At 63.3% G+C, this 18,085-nt stretch carries 20 protein-coding genes; 12 read left to right on the top strand and 8 right to left on the bottom strand.

Features of this window, described 5'->3' with window-relative positions; genetic code table 11:
- The first annotated feature begins 132 nt into the window (after positions 1-132).
- The 3 genes from R2N16_RS06470 (at position 133) to R2N16_RS06460 (ending at position 3,789) form a co-directional block, all read left to right on the top strand.
- Complete coding sequence (locus tag R2N16_RS06470) at positions 133-882, top strand: electron transfer flavoprotein subunit beta/FixA family protein (protein ID WP_316664753.1); 750 nt, start codon at positions 133-135, stop codon at positions 880-882.
- A gap of 17 nt (positions 883-899) precedes the next feature.
- A complete protein-coding gene (locus R2N16_RS06465) occupies positions 900-1,835 on the top strand; it encodes an electron transfer flavoprotein subunit alpha/FixB family protein (protein ID WP_316664752.1) in 936 nt (311 codons plus the stop codon).
- A gap of 169 nt (positions 1,836-2,004) precedes the next feature.
- A complete protein-coding gene (locus R2N16_RS06460) occupies positions 2,005-3,789 on the top strand; it encodes an acyl-CoA dehydrogenase (RefSeq protein ID WP_316664751.1) in 1,785 nt (594 codons plus the stop codon).
- A 66-nt stretch (positions 3,790-3,855) separates the two neighbouring features.
- On the opposite strand, the gene R2N16_RS06455 is transcribed toward R2N16_RS06460, so the two are convergent.
- A complete protein-coding gene (locus R2N16_RS06455) occupies positions 3,856-5,145 on the bottom strand; it encodes a D-amino acid dehydrogenase (protein ID WP_316664750.1) in 1,290 nt (429 codons plus the stop codon).
- Positions 5,146-5,267: 122 nt separating this feature from the next.
- On the opposite strand from R2N16_RS06455, the gene R2N16_RS06450 reads away from it, so the two are divergent.
- The 3 genes from R2N16_RS06450 to R2N16_RS06440 all read left to right on the top strand — a co-directional run bounded on the left by R2N16_RS06450 (position 5,268) and on the right by R2N16_RS06440 (position 8,656).
- Positions 5,268-5,765 (top strand): Lrp/AsnC ligand binding domain-containing protein, encoded by a 498-nt coding sequence (locus tag R2N16_RS06450; protein WP_316664748.1) that lies wholly within the window; start codon positions 5,268-5,270, stop codon positions 5,763-5,765.
- Between the two features lie 64 nt (positions 5,766-5,829).
- The gene (locus tag R2N16_RS06445; protein WP_316664747.1) at positions 5,830-7,449 is read left to right on the top strand and encodes an alkaline phosphatase D family protein; all 1,620 of its coding nucleotides are present in this window, start codon (positions 5,830-5,832) and stop codon (positions 7,447-7,449) included.
- An 82-nt stretch (positions 7,450-7,531) separates the two neighbouring features.
- Positions 7,532-8,656, top strand: a complete 1,125-nt coding sequence (locus tag R2N16_RS06440; RefSeq protein WP_316664746.1) for a PA0069 family radical SAM protein — start codon at positions 7,532-7,534, stop codon at positions 8,654-8,656.
- Here the strand turns inward: R2N16_RS06440 and R2N16_RS06435 are convergent, their stop codons facing one another.
- The 4 genes from R2N16_RS06435 to R2N16_RS06420 form a co-directional block, all read right to left on the bottom strand.
- Positions 8,657-9,112 carry an NINE protein gene (locus R2N16_RS06435; RefSeq protein ID WP_316664745.1) on the bottom strand — a complete coding sequence of 152 codons (456 nt, stop codon included), beginning with the start codon at positions 9,110-9,112 and terminating at the stop codon, positions 8,657-8,659.
- Between the two features lie 190 nt (positions 9,113-9,302).
- A complete protein-coding gene (locus tag R2N16_RS06430; RefSeq protein WP_316664743.1) occupies positions 9,303-9,485 on the bottom strand; it encodes a hypothetical protein in 183 nt (60 codons plus the stop codon).
- A gap of 128 nt (positions 9,486-9,613) precedes the next feature.
- On the bottom strand, positions 9,614-10,000 hold the full coding sequence (locus tag R2N16_RS06425; protein WP_316664742.1) for a hypothetical protein: 387 nt from the start codon (positions 9,998-10,000) through the stop codon (positions 9,614-9,616).
- Between the two features lie 193 nt (positions 10,001-10,193).
- A complete protein-coding gene (locus R2N16_RS06420) occupies positions 10,194-11,267 on the bottom strand; it encodes a PQQ-dependent sugar dehydrogenase (RefSeq protein WP_316664861.1) in 1,074 nt (357 codons plus the stop codon).
- Between the two features lie 145 nt (positions 11,268-11,412).
- Between R2N16_RS06420 and rpsP the strand changes: the two genes are divergently transcribed.
- The 6 genes from rpsP to R2N16_RS06390 all read left to right on the top strand — a co-directional run bounded on the left by rpsP (position 11,413) and on the right by R2N16_RS06390 (position 15,478).
- Positions 11,413-11,667, top strand: a complete 255-nt coding sequence (gene rpsP / locus R2N16_RS06415; RefSeq protein WP_004629147.1) for a 30S ribosomal protein S16 — start codon at positions 11,413-11,415, stop codon at positions 11,665-11,667.
- A 133-nt stretch (positions 11,668-11,800) separates the two neighbouring features.
- Complete coding sequence (rimM, locus tag R2N16_RS06410) at positions 11,801-12,355, top strand: ribosome maturation factor RimM (protein WP_316664859.1); 555 nt, start codon at positions 11,801-11,803, stop codon at positions 12,353-12,355.
- 23 nt (positions 12,356-12,378) lie between these two features.
- Complete coding sequence (trmD, locus tag R2N16_RS06405) at positions 12,379-13,167, top strand: tRNA (guanosine(37)-N1)-methyltransferase TrmD (RefSeq protein ID WP_316664740.1); 789 nt, start codon at positions 12,379-12,381, stop codon at positions 13,165-13,167.
- A gap of 73 nt (positions 13,168-13,240) precedes the next feature.
- On the top strand, positions 13,241-13,627 hold the full coding sequence (gene rplS / locus R2N16_RS06400; RefSeq protein ID WP_012761581.1) for a 50S ribosomal protein L19: 387 nt from the start codon (positions 13,241-13,243) through the stop codon (positions 13,625-13,627).
- 106 nt (positions 13,628-13,733) lie between these two features.
- A complete protein-coding gene (locus R2N16_RS06395) occupies positions 13,734-14,429 on the top strand; it encodes a CoA pyrophosphatase (RefSeq protein ID WP_316664858.1) in 696 nt (231 codons plus the stop codon).
- A gap of 107 nt (positions 14,430-14,536) precedes the next feature.
- The gene (locus R2N16_RS06390) at positions 14,537-15,478 is read left to right on the top strand and encodes a CobD/CbiB family protein (protein WP_316664739.1); all 942 of its coding nucleotides are present in this window, start codon (positions 14,537-14,539) and stop codon (positions 15,476-15,478) included.
- A gap of 29 nt (positions 15,479-15,507) precedes the next feature.
- On the opposite strand, the gene R2N16_RS06385 is transcribed toward R2N16_RS06390, so the two are convergent.
- From R2N16_RS06385 to R2N16_RS06375, 3 genes are read right to left on the bottom strand one after another with little or no spacing between them, the layout of a single operon-like run.
- The gene (locus R2N16_RS06385; RefSeq protein ID WP_316664738.1) at positions 15,508-15,822 is read right to left on the bottom strand and encodes a hypothetical protein; all 315 of its coding nucleotides are present in this window, start codon (positions 15,820-15,822) and stop codon (positions 15,508-15,510) included.
- A gap of 30 nt (positions 15,823-15,852) precedes the next feature.
- The gene (gene rsgA / locus R2N16_RS06380; protein ID WP_316664737.1) at positions 15,853-16,800 is read right to left on the bottom strand and encodes a ribosome small subunit-dependent GTPase A; all 948 of its coding nucleotides are present in this window, start codon (positions 16,798-16,800) and stop codon (positions 15,853-15,855) included.
- Positions 16,797-18,056: a M48 family metallopeptidase gene (locus tag R2N16_RS06375; RefSeq protein WP_316664736.1), complete on the bottom strand. Its 1,260-nt coding sequence runs from the start codon at positions 18,054-18,056 to the stop codon at positions 16,797-16,799. The genes rsgA and R2N16_RS06375 overlap by 4 nt, the downstream gene beginning before the upstream one ends.
- Positions 18,057-18,085 lie beyond the last annotated feature (29 nt).

Genomic DNA, 18,085 nt, shown 5'->3' with positions numbered 1-18,085 from the left:
GTTTGACTGGCGTCCGGCAAATTTTCGCGGTTAAAATAGCACGACCGTTCGGAAAAATTACGCGAGCGACCGGCCCCCCTTATAATGGCCGGCGTTTTGCAAAATCGTCTTATCAATTAGTGGAGTGAGCGCATGAAAGTCCTGGTCGCAGTCAAGCGCGTGATCGATTACAACGTGAAGGTTCGCGTGAAGACGGACGGCAGCGGTGTCGATCTGGCCAACGTCAAGATGAGCATGAACCCGTTCGACGAGATCGCCGTGGAAGAGGCGGTTCGCCTGAAAGAAGCGGGCGTCGCGACTGAAGTGATCGCCGTGTCGTGCGGCGTGGCGCAGTGCCAGGAAACCCTGCGCACCGCCATGGCCATCGGCGCCGACCGCGGCATCCTGGTCGAGACAGCCGAAGAGCTGCAGCCGCTGGCTGTCGCCAAGCTGCTCAAGGCGCTGGTCGACAAGGAACAGCCGCAACTGATCATCCTGGGCAAGCAGGCGATTGACGACGACGCCAACCAGACCGGCCAGATGCTGGCTGCGCTGGCAGGCCTGCCGCAAGCCACGTTTGCCTCGAAGGTGCAGATTGCCGACGGCAAGGCTTCGGTCACGCGTGAAGTGGACGGCGGCCTGGAAACCCTGTCGGTCAAGCTGCCGGCCGTGGTCACGACCGACTTGCGCCTGAACGAGCCGCGCTACGTGACGCTGCCGAACATCATGAAGGCGAAGAAGAAGCAGCTCGACACGGTCAAGCCGGAAGACCTGGGCGTGGATGTTGCACCGCGCCTGAAGACGCTGAAGGTGGTCGAGCCTGCCAAGCGCAGCGCCGGCGTGATGGTGCCCGATGTGGCCACGCTGGTGTCCAAGCTGAAGACCGAAGCCAAAGTTATCTGAGCGCGGGGAGAACAAACATGACTGCACTCGTTATTGCTGAACACGACAATCAATCCATCAAGGCCGCGACGCTGAACACCGTGGCGGCAGCCGCCCAATGCGGCGGTGACGTCCACGTGCTGGTGGCCGGCGCTGGCTGCGGCGCCGCTGCACAGGCCGCTGCGCAGATCGCCGGCGTGACCAAGGTGCTGGTGGCCGACGCGCCCCAGTTTGCCGATGGCCTGGCCGAGAACGTTGCCGAGCAGGCGCTGGCCATTGCCGGCAACTACAGCCACATCCTGGCGCCTGCCACCGCCTACGGCAAGAACATCCTGCCGCGTGTTGCCGCCAAGCTGGACGTGGCCCAACTGTCCGACATCACCAAGGTCGACAGCCCCGACACCTTCGAACGTCCGATCTACGCCGGCAACGCGATTGCCACCGTGCAATCGGCCGACAAGGTGAAGGTGATCACCGTGCGCGGCACGGCATTCGACCCGGCTGCCGCCACCGGTGGCTCCGCTGCAACCGAGAACCTGAGCGCAGTGGCCGACGCCGGCATCTCGCAATTCGTCTCGCGCGAAGTGACGAAGAGCGACCGCCCGGAACTGACCGCCGCCAAGATCATCGTCTCCGGTGGCCGTGGCGTGGGCTCGGGCGAGAACTACACCAAGGTGCTGACACCGCTGGCCGACAAGCTGGGTGCCGCGCTGGGTGCTTCGCGCGCCGCAGTGGACGCTGGCTTCGTGCCGAACGACTACCAGGTTGGCCAGACGGGCAAGATCGTCGCGCCGCAGCTGTACATCGCCGTGGGTATCTCGGGCGCGATCCAGCACCTGGCCGGCATGAAGGACTCCAAGGTGATCGTCGCGATCAACAAGGATCCGGAAGCGCCGATCTTCCAGGTGGCCGATTACGGCCTCGTGGGCGACCTGAACACCGTGGTGCCGGAGCTGGTGACCGCACTGGGCTGATCGCAACGCGCTGCGCGCATCAAGTTGAAGCGCGCAGCACCGCCCGACGCAAAGCCGTTTCCGACCTGTTTGGAAACGGCTTTTTTATACGCGAGCGCCATCAGGAGAGTGCGTCATCTGCTCAATGAGGCACTGTCCTGATCGCGCTTAACAAGAGTTGGAGAGAGACATGACCTATCAAGCCCCTGTCAAGGACATGCTGTTCGTGATGAACGAGTTGGCTGGCCTGGACAACGTCGCCAAGCTGCCTGGCTTTGAAGATGCCACCGCCGACACGGCGCAGGCCGTGCTGGAAGAAAGCGCGCGTTTTACCGGTGAAGTTGTTGCGCCGCTCAATGTGGAAGGCGACCGCAATCCGAGCAGTTGGAAGGACGGCGTTGTCACAGCCACCGCGGGTTTCAAAGAGGCGTTCGCCCAGTTCGGCCAGGGCGGTTGGCAGGGCGTGCAGCACCCGCTGGAATACGGCGGTCAGGGCCTGCCCAAGTTGATCGCCACGGCGTGTATCGAGATGCTGAACGCGGCCAACCTGTCGTTCGCGCTGTGTCCGCTGCTCACGGATGGCGCCATCGAGGCATTGCTGACGGCCGGCACCGAAGAGCAGAAGCAGCGCTTCGTGCCCAAGCTTATCTCGGGGGAGTGGACGGGCACGATGAACCTGACCGAGCCGCAGGCCGGTTCCGACCTGGCACTCGTGCGCACGCGTGCCGAGCCGGTGGGCGACGGCACGTTCAAGATCTTCGGCACCAAAATCTTCATCACCTGGGGCGAGCACGACATGGCCGAGAACATCGTCCACCTCGTGCTGGCGCGTACGCCTGGCGCGCCCGAAGGTGTGAAGGGGATTTCGCTGTTCGTGGTGCCGAAGTTCATGGTCAATGAAGACGGCTCGCTGGGCGCGCGCAACGATGCGCATTGCGTGTCGATCGAACACAAGCTGGGCATCAAGGCGAGCCCGACGGCCGTGCTGCAATTTGGCGATAACGGTGGCGCGATCGGTACGCTGGTCGGCGAAGAAAATCGCGGCCTGGAATACATGTTCATCATGATGAACGCGGCCCGTTATGCGGTGGGCATGCAGGGCATTGGCGTGTCGGAGCGTGCGTACCAGAAGGCTGTGGCCTATGCACGTGAACGCGTGCAGAGCCGCCCGGTGGATGGCTCTGCTGCCAAGGCTGTGCCCATCATTCACCACCCGGACGTCAAGCGCATGCTGCTGACGATGCGGGCCATGACCGAGGGCGCGCGCGCCCTGGCTTACGTGGCCGCCGCAGCGTGCGATGCCGGCCATCACGCTGCCGATGACGCCACACGCAAGCAGAACGAAGCGCTGTACGAATTCCTGGTGCCGATCGTGAAGGGCTGGAGCACCGAGATGTCGATCGACGTGACGAGCCTGGGCGTGCAGGTGCACGGCGGCATGGGCTTTATCGAAGAGACGGGCGCCGCGCAGTTCTATCGTGATGCGCGCATCCTGCCGATTTACGAAGGCACCACGGCCATCCAGGCCAACGATCTCATCGGCCGCAAGACGGTGCGTGACGGTGGTGCGGTGGCCTTGGGCATCTGCGCGGAAATCGCCAAGGTGGAAGCGGCACTGGCCGCCAAGGGCGGTGCGCATTGCGATGCGATGCGGGCGCGCCTGGCCGCCGGCCGCGAGGCGCTGGAATCGGTGGTGCGCTTTGTGGTGGCGCAGACCAAGGCGCAGCCGAACGCCGTGTTCGCGGGCAGCGTGCCGTATCTGCGACTGTGCGGCATCGTGCTGTCGGGCTGGCAGATGGCGCGTGCGCTGCTGGTGGCGCTCGACCGCGAGAGCGAAGACCCGAACTTCTACGGCGCGAAGATCGCCACGGCACGCGTGTTTGCAGACGTGTTGCTCACACAGGCACCGGGTATCGCGCAGTCGGTCCTGACGGGCGGCGAGACGATCGGTGCGGTGCCGGAGGCGCAGTTCTAAGGCGGCATCAGCGGAACAAAAAAGGGAGGCCTCGGCCTCCCTTTTCATTGCATGCAGCGTAGGCGATCAGGCCAGCGCAGGCTTGGTTGCCGGCATCGGCGTGCCGCCCAGGTAGCGATATACCGAAAGGTCATCCGAGCGGATGGCAGGCGAGCGGCCCGACACCAGATCCGACAGCAGCTTGCCCGAGCCGCATGCCATGGTCCAACCCAGCGTGCCGTGGCCGGTATTCAGCCACAGGCCGCGAACGGGCGTCTGGCCGACGATGGGCGTGCCGTCCGGCGTCATCGGGCGCAGGCCGGTCCAGAACGAGGCGCGCGACACATCCCCGGCACCCGGGAACAGATCGTTGACCACAAACTCCAGCGTTTTGCGCTTGCCCGGGTCCAGCCGCTTGTCGTAGCCGACGATCTGCGCCATGCCACCCACGCGGATGCGGTCGTCAAAGCGCGTCACAGCCACTTTGTAGGTCTCGTCCAGGATGGTGGAGACAGGGCTCTTGGTCGCGTCCGTCATCGGTACGGTAATCGAGAAACCCTTGAGCGGATACACCGGCACGTTCACCAGATTCTTCAGGAATGGCGTGCTGTAGCTGCCCAGTGCCACGACCACGAGATCGGCGTCGATCGGCTGGCCGTCGACCAGCGCACCGCGCACTGCATCGTTCTTGAAGATGAGGCTGTTGATCGTGCTGTTGAAACGGAAGCGCACGCCGAGCTTTTCGACCATCGCGGCCAGGTGCGTGGTGAAGAGCTGGCAATCGCCCGTTTCGTCATTGGGTAGGCGCAAGCCACCGGCCAGCTTGTGGCGGGTCGAGGCCAGGCCCGGTTCACTGCGCACGAGGTCTTCGCGCGAAAGCAGTTCGTAGGGCACGCCAGCGCGCTCGAGCACGGCGATATCGTTCGCGGCGCCATCGAGCTGTTGCTGGGTGCGGAAGATTTGCAGCGTGCCTTGCTGGCGGCCTTCGTAGGCGATGCCGGTGTCGGCGCGCAGGTCGCGGATGCAGTCACGGCTGTACTCGGCCAGGCGGACCATACGCTCCTTGTTTTGCGCATAGCTGGCGGCGTCGCAGTTGCGCAGCATCTGCCACATCCACTTGAGCTGGAAGAGGGTGCCGTCGGGGCGGATCGTCAGCGGCGCGTGCTGCTGGAACATCCACTTGATGGCCTTGAGCGGCACGCCCGGTGCGGCCCACGGCGAGGCGTAGCCCGGGGAAATCTGGCCAGCATTGGCAAAGCTCGTCTCCAGCGCCGGACCGGCTTCGCGGTCGACGACGGTGACTTCATGGCCCGCGCGGGCCAGGTAATAGGCGCTGGTCACGCCAATCACGCCGCTGCCAAGAACGAGCACGCGCATGGTGATACTCCCCGGAGATGCATTTGCGATAGATGTCGCTATCGTATTCGCACAATACTAGTAATTGTTTCTGTATATTTATCGGAAACAGAAACAATTTCGATTTTGAGGCGTTTTCGACCATGCGAACCCAGCGCAAGCCCGTCCGGGCCCTCGATAAGCTCGATCGGCGCATTCTCGATCTGCTGCAAAAGGACGGGCGCCTGTCGATGAAGGAACTGTCCGAGGCTGTCGGTCTGACCATCACGCCGTGCATCGAGCGCGTCAAACGCCTGGAGCGCGAGAACTTCATCCTCGGCTACTACGCGCGCCTCAACCCCGCCATGCTGGGCGCTTCGCTGCTGGTGTTTGTAGAGATCAGCCTGGGCAGCAAATCGGGCAACATGTTCGAGCAGTTCCGCCGCGAAGTGCTGCGCATCCCAGAGGTCCTGGAGTGCCACCTCGTCTCGGGTGATTTCGACTACCTCATCAAGGCGCGCATTCGAGAGATGAGCGAATACCGGCGCTTGCTGGGCGACATCCTGCTGCAGCTCCCCGGCGCAGTGCAGTCCAAGAGTTACATCGTGATGGAGGAGATCAAGGAGACGCTCGCCATTGATGTGACGGAAGAGGGCCGGTGACGTAGCGTTGTCACGGAAACGCCTTACGCTGGGCGGCACCTTCATCACCGACACCGGAGCCTGCATGTCCGACCAGCCGATCTTCAAGCCGACTCGCCGCACGCTGATCAAGAGTCTCGTTTCCGTCAGCGGTGCCGCGCTGCTCGGTTCGCGTATTGGCGACGTGCTGGCCCAGGGCGTCGCACCGGCTGCAGTGACGTCCGAGCGCCTGCGCCCGCAAGTGCCTGGGGGCGTGATGAGTGGTGATATCACGCACGACAGCGCCATCGTCTGGAGCCGCACCGATCGTCCCGCACGCATGATCGTCGAATACTCGACGGATGCCGCCTTCAAGCATGTTGCGCGTCGCGTTGGTCCGGCGGCTCTCGAAAGCAGCGGCCTGACAGCCCGCGTTGACCTGACCGGCCTGGCCGCTGGCGCCGACGTGTTCTACCGCGTGCGCTTCCAGGACCTCGTGCACGACAAGGCCTTCAGCGAGCCCGTGATCGGCCGCTTTCGCACGGCACCCGTGCAGGCCAACCGCCCGATCTGCTTTGTCTTCTCCGGCGACGAGGCCGGCCAGGGCTGGGGCATCAACGAGCGCTTCGGCGGCTATCGCCTGTACGAGGCGATGCGCCGCGAATCGCCAGACTTCTTCATCCACTCGGGCGACCAGATCTATGCCGACGGCCCGATCCAAGCCGAGGTGAAACTGCCCGACCGCTCGATGTGGACCAATCTCGTCACCGAGGCCAAGTCGCACGTTGCACAAACGCTCGATGATTACCGCGGTGCCTTCGCCTACAACCAGCTCGACAAAAACAAGCGCGCGTTCTCGGCCGAAGTGCCGTTCCTCGTGCAGTGGGACGACCACGAAGTGCGCAACAACTGGTACCCCGGCCAGCAGATCGGCCCGGAAGAGAAGCGCTATCAGGAACGGAGCGCATCGCTGTTGGCCACCCGCGCAAAGCAGGCGATGTTCGAGTACAACCCGTTCCGCTTCAACCCGATCGACCCCGAGCAGATCTATCGCGCGTTCCAGTACGGCCCGCTGCTCGACGTGTTCATGCTGGACGAGCGCAGCTATCGCGGGCGCAATTCGCCGAACCGCCAGACCAGGCTGGATGCCGATTCAGCCTTCCTTGGCCCGGCGCAGACGGCGTGGCTCAAGCAATCGCTCAAGCAGTCGAAGGCGACGTGGAAGGTGATTGCAAGCGATATGCCGATCTCGCTGGTGGTGCCCGATCTGAATCCGGATGTGCCCAAGGGCACCTACGAAGCGTGGGCCAATGCGGATGACGGTGCGCCGTCGGGCCGCGAACTGGAACTGGCTGAAATCCTGGGCTTCATCAAGCAGGAGAACATCCAGAACGTCGTGTGGGTGACGGCTGACGTGCACTACGCGCAGGCCACTTACTACCACCCGTCGCGCGCCAGGTTCACGGAGTTCAAACCGTTCTGGGAATTCGTCGGTGGGCCCATCAACGCGGGCACGTTCGGGCCGAACGAAGTGGACCAGACCTTTGGACCGGACGTGCGCTACCTCAGCATTCCCAAGGACAATCCGCAGAATCAGTCGCCGGCGGCGCTGCAACAGTACTACGGCCGCGCCAAGATCGACCCGGCCACGCGCACGATGCACGTGTCGCTGCACGACCTCGACGGCAAATCGCTCTGGGACGTGAAGCTCGATCCCGAGGCGTAGCCCGCGTCACCCGCAGCGCAGCCGGAGCGGATGCGATACGATCAGCCAGCCCGCGCATCCATTCTGTTCTGCTGTGTCTGATATGTCCGATCGCCACGTCCCTCGCAAGGGGCGCGGCGCCACTTCCAATCTGCAAGGCCGCTTCGAACGCGACGAACGTACGCGCGTCGATGACGGCTGGCAGCCACTCCTCGGGCAACTGGATTCGGAAGACGCGCCGCCGCGCATCGAGACCAGCGTCTCCATCGAGCGTGCGCGCTCGATCCTGAGTCATAACCAGTCGCCGGATATTCCGTTTGGGGTGTCGCTCAATCCGTATCGCGGCTGTGAGCATGGTTGTGTGTATTGCTTTGCGCGGCCGACGCATGCGTACCTGGAGCTGTCGCCGGGCCTGGATTTCGAGACCAAGCTGTTCGCCAAGACCAATGCCGCCGAGGTGTTGCGCGAAACGCTGGCCAAGCCCAGCTACCGCTGCGAGGCGATTGCGCTGGGCGTGAACACCGATGCGTATCAACCGGTCGAGCGCGAGTTGCGCATCACGCGCGACGTGCTGCAGGTGCTGCACGATTGCGATCACCCGGTCGGGCTCATCACCAAGTCGACATTGATCGAGCGCGACATCGATCTGCTCGCCCCGATGGCTGCGAAGAATCTGGTCGTCGCCGCCGTCACAATCACCACGCTCGATGCCGATCTGGCGCGCAAGCTCGAACCTCGCGCCGCCACGCCATCGCGCCGCCTGCGCACGATTCGCACCCTGGCCGAGGCGGGCATTCCGGTGGGGGTAAGCGTCGCGCCGATGATCCCCTTCATCACCGACGACCACATGGAGCAGATTCTGGAAGCCGCACATGAGGCGGGGGCCACGTACGCAAGCTACATCGTGCTGCGTTTGCCGAACGAGCTGAACGCGGTGTTCCAGGATTGGCTCAAGGCACATTTTCCCGACCGCGCGCAACGCGTGATGAACCGCATCCGCGATCTGCACGGCGGACAGGACTACAAGGCGGATTTCGCCACCCGCATGCGCGGCACCGGCATTTGGGCGGACTTATTGCGGCAGCGCTTCTACAAGGCCGCCGACAAGCTCGGCTTCAACTACCACCGCTACAACGAACTGGTGCTCGACACCTCGCAGTTCAGACCGCCCCCGCGCGCCGTCAAACCAGGAAAGCCGGTCGACGAGCGCCAGGGCAGTTTGTTTTGACTACTGCGACAGCTCTTTCGCTGCCTGCACCTGCGTTTCGAAATACGTCTGGAAGGTGATGGCGAGGCCGGCCATCAGCAGGCCGGTGCCGATCATGAGCGTGAGGACGCTCAGCAGTACGACGGGCCAGCCCGAGTGTGTGGGCACGCCGTCGGCATTGAATTGCGCGTCCCATTTTTCGTCGGGACGCAGGCCGTAGACGAGCGCCGACAGATAACCCGCCAGCACGGAAGACCCGCCGATCATCGCGCAGACCCAGCCTGGGACGCTCGCGCGCTGCGTCGACCACAGCAGCGCCACGCCAACCACGCCAAGCAACATGGCAAACACCTGGGACCACGCCCAGAAGTCACGTCCGCCCTTGAGATAGAAGCGATGCGCGCCCACGCTCCCGAACAGGAAGGCGAGCAGTACGGTCAGCAGCTTGGATTTTTTCTGGAGAGCGGTCGTAGGCATAGCGGGCGATGAACACACGGCAAGACAACACAGCGCCGCGCATTCTACGCCCAAGATCAACCGCGACGCAGCCCAATGGCGGCACCGGGAGCGCGTCGTAAAGACGCATCAGCAATGGGAGGACGGGGCCGTCGGTTCGGCAGGACGCGCGCAGCGCTGCGAAGCGTTTGCGGCAGGAGTAGCGGGGTCACTAAATCGGAATCGGACGCAGCGACGGCACGCTCGTCGAAACCGTAAGGTCTTGCAACAGTCGAGGCGCCTGTTGGCGCAGGCTGACTTCGCCGTAGAGCAGGTGAGCGAGTATCAGCATGAAGGCCGTGGTCCAGATCAGGCCGAGGATAAGCCGCACATGGCGGTGAAGATGGGATGGCATTGAAGCACCTGTTGTCGTTGTCATGGGTGTGATGGCTGGGGCACGCCAAACGTGTGCCCGTGCCATCTAATACGACTCAGGTGCCCCGGGGCAAGTTCCGGGATGTGAAATGCGGCAGCGTATGCGTTTTAGCCTCGGCGCGAGCCGCGCCAGTTGCCTTGATCGCCGTTGCCGCGTTCCTGGCGCATGCGTTCTTGTTGCTGCCAGTCGCCGCGGCCGCCGTCCCGGGATTGAACCCGGCCGTTGAGGCGATCATCGGCCCGGGCGCGCGCTTCCATGCGTTCCATCTGTGCGCGGATGCGGGCTGCCTGCTCGCTGCGGGTGTCGGCAAAGAATTGCGCCACCAACGGACGGTCCTGCGGCATGGTCTGTGCCGCTTGCGTCCAAGAGGGCATGGTGGATTCTGCAAAGGCGACGGCGGCTTGACGCGCCGATGCGTTGGCAGCCACAGCGCCCGCAGAGGCGACGATCAGAACGCCTGCCGCCAAGGTGCGAAGCAATGCGCGGATCGGCATGGCTATCTCCTGTCGGGCAAGGATTCGAAAGCGCCACGCGCCGCGTGCTTCTGACGTGTGCAAGAGAGATCGGCAGCGCGTGTTCATGCTTGTCAATGTAAGGCTTCACTCAGCAGGCATCCACTGTCCGAACGTTACCCGTGTAACGAGATGTTTCGTGCACGCATTGCCACGGCGGTGGGCGACGCCGAGGTCATTTTCCGGTGTAGCGGATGCGATACACAGCGCCGGCCAAGTCGTCGGACACCAGCAGGCTGCCGTCAGGTGCCACGATTACATCGGCTGGCCGGCCCCATGCCTGCTCGCCTTGCAGCCAGCCCTGAACGAACGGTTCCTGCTTCGTCACATTGCCGGCGTCGTCCAATACGATGCGCATGACGCGGTAGCCGACTTTTGACGATCGGTTCCAGGAGCCGTGCTCAGCGATGAAAATGTTGTTCCGATACTCCGCCGGAAAGTTGCCGCCTGTATAGAAACGCATGCCGAGCGCCGCCACGTGCGCTCCAAGCTTGGCGACGGGCGGCACGTAGTTGCTGCACGGATGCCCGGCGCCGAATTCGGGGTCCTGAACGTTGCCGGCGTGGCAGAACGGGTAGCCGAAGTGCGAATTGGGCTTGGTGATGCGGTTCAACTCGTCGTCGGGCACGTCGTCACCCATCAGGTCACGGCCGTTGTCGGTGAACCATAATTCGTGAGTGGTTGGGTGCCAGTCGAAGCCGACCGTGTTGCGGATGCCGCGCGCTACGAGTTCCAGGCCGCTGCCGTCGGCGTTCATGCGCATGACGTTGGCGTACCGGTTTTCATCGGGGCGGCAGATATTGCAGGGTGCGCCTACCGGCACATACAGTTTGCCGTCCGGCCCGAACGCGATGAATTTCCAGCCGTGATGCGTTTCCGTCGGCAGCTTGTCATTGACGACGACCGGCGCGGGCGGATTGGCGAGCCGCTCATCAATGCCGTTGAGCCTCACCACGCGCGAGACCGCCGATACATAAAGGTTGCCATCACGCCACGTCACGCCGACGGGTAGTTGCAGCCCGGACGCCACCACATGGACAGGTGCATTCGACGTCTGCAACGACATCGCGTAGACCTTGCCCGCGCGGCTGCCCACATAAAGAATACCGGCCGGGGAGAGCGCCATTTCACGTGCGGCCGGCATCGCCTCGGTCAGTACTTCGACACGGAAGCCCGGCGGTACACGAAGTGACTCGATCGGCAGCTTGCCGAGCGCTGCGGGCACCGCGCTAAGCCAAGCCGCGAGCACAATGGTGGCTTTTGCGTACCGCCGTTGCCACGCGCCCCACAGGGCGTACACTTTCGCCCAGCCTAAGTGTTTGTTTGGCCGGAGAAATTGCGCTATACTTGCGTGTTTCTCTGTACGCATACCCAGTTTTTCAAGGAAAAGATCCATGGTCGTGATCCGTCTGGCCCGCGGTGGCTCCAAGAAGCGCCCGTTCTTCAATATCGTTGCGACCGACTCGCGTAACCGCCGTGATGGCCGTTTCATCGAGCGCGTCGGTTTCTACAACCCGCTCGCCGGTGAAGGCGAAGAAGGTCTGCGCATCGTGCAAGACCGCCTGACCTACTGGGAAGGCGTGGGCGCGCAACTGTCGCCGACGGTTGCCCGTCTGGTGAAGCAGGGCGCCAAGAAGGCTGCTGCTTAAGTTTTAGCATGCGTCGATCGACGGTGCCGTCCGAGCACTTCCTGCCGTGACGCGCGCCGGATCGACACGGCCCGGTCCTGTGGCTGCTGCAACGCAGGCAATCTCGCAAAAGGTTGCCGAGCGGCTGCAAGCCATGCGCCCGGGCTCGGGTACCAACCCGACCCTCCCCGACGATCTCATCGAGGTGGGTTATGTGGGCGGTGCCTACGGTATTCGCGGCTGGATCAAGGTCCAGTTGCACGGCGATGCCGACGCGCTGCTGAATGCCCGCACCTGGTGGCTCAAGCCCCCTGTTGGTGCGCTGGCAACGTCGGCGGACTGGCGGGTGTTTCCCGTCGGTACGTCGCGCGAGCATAGCGGCACGGTGGTGGCGGGCTCGCCTGCCGCGCCCGATCGCAATGTCGCCGAGGCACTGCGCGGCTACGCCGTGTGGGTCAGCCGGGCCGATTTTCCCGAGCCGGACGATGACGAGTTTTACTGGGTCGATCTGATCGGCGCTACGGTCGTCAACGAGCAACAGGAAACGCTCGGCACGGTGAGCGGCTTGATTGATAACGGTGCGCATCAAATCCTGCGTATCGTTGGTGAAGGCGAGGTCGAGCGGCTTGTGCCGTTTGTCGAGGTTTACGTGAAGTCGGTGGATGTCGCAGGCAAGCGCATCGTCGTCGACTGGGGTCTGGATTACTGAACATGCGGCCGGAGAATTCGGCGATGCAGTTCGACGTCGTCTCGCTGTTTCCGGACATGTTCCGGGCGCTGACGGACTGGGGTATCACCAGCCGCGCAGCCAAACAGCAGGTGTACACGTTGCGCACCTGGAACCCGCGCGATTTCACGACGGACAACTACCGCACCGTGGACGATCGCCCTTATGGCGGTGGTCCCGGCATGGTGATGTTGGCCAAGCCGCTGGAAGCCGCGCTGGATGCGATTCATGAAGCGCAAGCGCCGGCGGCTTCGCATGTGGTGTTGCTGTCGCCGCAAGGCAAGCCGCTCACGCACAAGCGGGTGATGGAGTTGGCGCAGTTGCCGGCGCTCACGTTGCTCTGCGGACGCTACGAAGCGATTGATCAACGTTTGGTCGACCGTCGCGTGGATGAGGAAATCAGCCTTGGCGATTTCGTCCTCTCCGGCGGTGAGATTGCAGCGATGGCGATCATCGACGCCGTAGTGCGGCAGCTGCCCGGCGTGCTGGGCGATGCGCAATCGGCGGTGCAAGACAGTTTCGTCAACGGCTTGCTCGACTGCCCGCATTACACGCGGCCGGAAGAGTACGAAGGTGTGCGTGTGCCCGATGTGCTGTTGGGCGGTCACCATGCCGAGATCGAGAAGTGGCGCCGCCAGCAGGCGCTGTTGAACACGATGCGCAAGCGGCCCGATCTGATCGAGGCGGCGCGCGAACAGGGTTTGTTGTCCCGTGGCGATGAGGTGTTCCTCGCTGCCGCGGCGATAACGGCAAAGGGGTCAGAGGCTTCCACACAGGAAGGCTCGGCCAAGTGAAGTTCCCATCCTCTACCGGGGCCGCGGTCAACCGACCGGGCAAAACGCCGGCATGATGGTCAAGGAGAAAAAGATGAATCTCATCGAGCAAATCGAGCAGGAAGAAATCAAGCGTCTGACGGCCAACAAGACGATCCCCCCGTTCGCCCCTGGCGACACCGTGATCGTCAACGTGAACGTCGTTGAAGGCACCCGCAAGCGTGTGCAGGCGTATGAAGGCGTCGTGATTGCCAAGCGCAATCGTGGCCTGAACTCGTCGTTCATCGTTCGCAAGATCTCTTCTGGCGAAGGCGTGGAGCGTACGTTCCAGCTGTACTCGCCGCTGCTTGCCAGCATCGAAGTGAAGCGTCGCGGTGATGTGCGCCGTGCGAAGCTGTACTACCTGCGCGAACGCTCGGGCAAGTCGGCTCGCATCAAGGAGAAGCTGACCTTCAAGCGCAAGGAAGCCGCTGCGGAGTAATCTGCGCGCGTTGCGAAAAGGCACCTTCGGGTGCCTTTTTTCTCTTTTGCGGCGGAAGATTGACCGCATGTATGTCTTCCACCCACAACCCATTCATTTCCATCCGATGCGCCGTCCCGTGTTCGATCCTGAGCAGTTGCCGGTGGTGCCGACCGAGGCATCATTGCCGGCACTTGGGGTCTCGCGGCTGACGGCGGAATTCGTGCGCGAACGGTTGCAGACGCAACCCGACTGGCAGCCGGAACAGACAGATGAATCGCGCCTGATCGATGCTTCGCTCAAGCTGCGCGAGGCGGCGGTGCTGGTGCCGCTGGTGCAGCGCGAGGTGGGGCTGACTGTGCTGCTGACGCAACGCAATGCATCGCTTAGCCAACATGCCGGCCAGGTCAGCTTTCCCGGCGGTGGGCGTGAAGAATTTGACCGGGACATGGTCGACACAGCACTGCGCGAGACGATGGAAGAGGTCGGCATCAGTGCGGATCACATCGAGGTGGTCGGTCGCCTGCCGGACTACATCACCGGGACGGGTTTCCATGTGAGTCCGATTGTCGGCTTGCTGGTGCCCGATTTCACGCTGCAGCCGGACCCAAGTGAAGTGGCCGAGGTGTTTGAAGTGCCGCTGGCCTTTTTGATGGACCCGGCTAACCATCAAGTCCGCGAGCTGCGGTGGGAAGACCGTGTGCGTCGTTTCTACGCGATGCCGTATCGGCGATCTGACCAAGCGCCTGACTCCGGCCATCACTTCATCTGGGGGGCGACGGCGGGCATGCTGCGCAACCTGTACCACCTGCTGGCAGCGTAGCGCCGGCGCGAATATGGGCCCCCGGTGCGCTGTTGCGCGCACGCTGTGTGCTATCGTCTTACACATCGCATTCACGGCGCGATCCACGCCTTCGCAACGCCCCTCCAATGACTTTTTTCTCCGTACTCTGCGCGCTGATTCTCGAACAGTTCCGTGCGCTCAGCCGGGACAACCCGATCTACGACGTCGTGCGCGCTCTGGCTGCGCGGGCAGAAGAATGGTTCGACACCGGCCATCGTCGCGATGCTGTGCTCGCGTGGTGCGTGGTCACACTGCCGGCCGTGGTGGTCGTGGCGCTGGTGCACTACCTGCTGTCGTCGATCAGCCTCGGGCTGGCGTTCCTGTGGAACGTGCTGATGGTCTACCTGACGCTTGGCTTCCGCCAGTTCAGCCACTACTTCACCGATATCCACGAGGCGCTGCGCAGCGATGATGTTGTCACTGCGCGCCTGCTGCTCAACGAGTGGTCAGGACAGGACACGACCGACATGCCGGTCAATGAGATCGTCCGCCATACGCTCGAATGCGCGATCGTGGCGGCGCATCGTCACGTGTTTGGCGTGTTCTTCTGGTTCCTGGTGCCGATCGGACCCGCAGGTGTGGTGCTGTACCGCGGCGCGGAGTATCTGGCTCGACACTGGAGTGATACATCGACGGAGCGCAGCCCCGCGCTGGGTCTATTCGCCCGGCAGGCGTTTTTTGTCATTGACTACGTCCCCGCGCGCCTGACCGCCATCGGCTTCTCCATCGTCGGCAACTTCGAAGATGCCGTGTACGCCTGGCGCAACCGCGCTGCCAAGTGGAACAACGAAGTGAATGGCATCTTGCTGGCGGCGGGTGGCGGTGCGCTCGGCGTGCGTCTTGGTACGCCCATTCCGCAACGCGATTCGGCGGATAGCATTGCCGACGAGGATGGCGCCTATCCGATGGAAGTGGGGCAGGAGCCGAACGTGCGCACGCTGCAGTCAGCGGTAGGGCTGGTGTGGCGCGCGGTCGTGCTGTGGATGCTGCTGCTGGCGATGCTGTCGATTGCCGTGTGGCTAGGCTGACGCACGACGCTTGGCCGCCGAACGATCAATCAGGCCGCATTCTCGCGGTCTTTGCCGCAGCGCCAGCACTGGGCGAACTGCGGCTCGTGACTCTCGCCGCAATGCATGCAACGCCATGCCGGGCCGGTCGGCGGATGCTGCGCCTGATCGAGCAGCGCTAGCGCCTGCGCTTCCTGCGCCGGGTTGACCAGCCAGACTTGCGCCGCGCAGTCCTGCGGCGGAACGTCCCCCGCTACGCTGCTCAGGTAGATGTTGCGCAGCTCGGTGCGAATGCCGGCGGCGGACAGCACGTTCTGCCAGTGTGCGGCCATGCCGAGCGATGGACTGCTGATCAGCAATTTCATCCCAGCCTCCCCGAGCGTTTTACGAAGCCGTTACCAAGGCTTCTGCTGCTCCGATTCGTGCAGCAGTTGCGCGTAAAGCTGGTGCCGGCGTGGATCGATCTTGCCTTCGGCCATTGCACCCAGAATGCCACAGCCGGGTTCTTGCAGGTGCCGGCAGTTATAAAAGCGGCACTCGGTCAGGCGCGGGCGGAATTCGGGGAAGGCGCGTTCCAGCATGCCTTCGCTCAGGTGATGCAGGCCAAATTCCTGGAAGCCCGGCGAGTCGATCAGCACGCCGCCCTGGCCCCATGCTGGGGGCAGGTGATAGAGCCGCGTGAAGGTGGTCGTGTGCTTGCCCGAATCGAGTTTTTCGGAGATCTCGCGCGTTTGCGCTTCCACGCCCGGAATCAGCAGATTCAGCAGCGACGACTTGCCCATGCCCGACTGCCCGATCAGGATCGATGCGCGCCCAGCCACGTGCGGCTCGAGCGCTGCGTGCGCGGCCTCCGGCGCACCATGCACGGTCAGTTCCACGATCGTGTAACCCAACTCCCGATAGAGCGCCAGGCGCGAGCGAGCCGTCTCCAGCCGTGCGGTCAGGTCGATCTTATTGAGCAGGATCAGCGGGGTGATTCCGAGGGACTCTGCCGCGACGAGCGCGCGGCCGAGCAGGTCTTCCGAAAAGCTCGGCTCGGTACCGAGCATGATGATGACCTGATCCAGGTTTGCGGCCAGCACCTTCGATTTGAACTGGTCGGAGCGGTGGAGCAGGTTGCGGCGCTCGTCCACGCGCACGACAACGCCCTGGTCGACGGCGGTGGCTTCATAGACCACGCGATCGCCGACGGCGCACTCGCTGCGCTTGCCGCGCGGGAAGCATTGCAGGAAACCGCCCCCTTCGCGTTCTACGAGGTAATGGCGCCCGTGCGCGGCGATGACGAGTCCGTGTTCGCCGCTTGCAGTCTGTTTATGAGCACGGCCCGGTTTGCCGCGCGTCATGCTGTGCGGGCCTGTACGAGGCGCTCCACGCGCTGCGATGCAGTCGGGTGCGAATAGTAGAACGTTGAGTAGACCGGGTCCGGGGTGAGCGTCGATGCGTTGTCCTGGAACAGCTTGACCAGCGCCGAGACGAGTTGATTGGCGTCGGCATGCTCTGCGGCAAAGGCATCCGCTTCATACTCGTCCTTGCGGGACGACAGGCTCGCCAGCGGCGAGACGAAGAACGTGAACACCGGCAGCACCAGGAAAAACAGCATCAGCGCCAGCGCGTGGTTGTCGGAGAACAGGTTCGGCGCGACGCCCAGGCCCAGGTAGAACCACGTACGCGTCATGAGCCAGCCGAGCAGCGCCAGTGCACCGAGGCTCAGCACGAACGTCACGGCGATGCGCTTGGTGATGTGATGGCGCTTGAAATGGCCCAGCTCGTGTGCGAGCACGGCTTCCATTTCAGATGGGTTCAGGCGGGCGAGCAGCGTGTCGAAGAAGACGATGCGCTTGGTTGCACCAAAGCCGCTGAAGTAGGCGTTGCCGTGGGCACTGCGGCGGCTGCCGTCCATCACGAACAGGCCCTTGCTGGCGAAGCCGCAGCGCTTGAGCAGGTTCTCGATGCGCGAGCGCATTTCCTCGTCCTGCAGTGGGGTGAACTTGTTGTAGAGCGGTGCGATGACGTTCGGGTAGATGGCCTGCACAAACAGCATGAACGCCATCCACACGATCCAGGTATACAGCCACCAGTGCGCGCCCATCTTGTCCATCAGCCAGAGCACTGCCAGCAGCAGCGGCAGACCCAGCACGGTGCCGATGGCCAGGCCTTTGAGGTTGTCGGCCAGCCACAGCTTGAATGTCATGCGGTTGAAGCCGAAACGCTCTTCGACGACAAACTGCGCGTACAGCGAAAACGGCAACTCGATCACGCTGCTGATGACGATGACCGACGCGATAAGCGCCACGCCATACACGTAGCCGGGGCCAAACACGCCCAGCCATGCCTGGTTGATCCAGTTCAGCCCGCCGAGCAACGTCAGCGCGATCAGCAGGGCGGCCTGAACCGGTACTTCGAGCATCGCCAGCCGGGTGCGGGCGATGGTGTAGTCGGCAGCCTTGCGGTGCATGTCCAGCGTGATCGACTCGGCAAACTGTGCAGGCACAGCATCGCGGTGACGCGCCACGTGGCGGACTTGCCGCGCGGCCAGCCACAGGCGCGTGGCGGACATCAATACAAGGGCGATCAGGAAGACAGCAGTAAAGGCGGGCATGTGGGGAAACACCTATCAGATATGCGAAA

It is taken from the genome of Ralstonia psammae, from assembly GCF_958405935.1.
In the GTDB taxonomy this organism is placed as follows: Bacteria; Pseudomonadota; Gammaproteobacteria; order Burkholderiales; family Burkholderiaceae; genus Ralstonia; species Ralstonia psammae.
The sequence above is the reverse complement of the archived record's forward strand: the minus strand, read 5'-3'. Positions and strand labels throughout refer to the sequence as shown.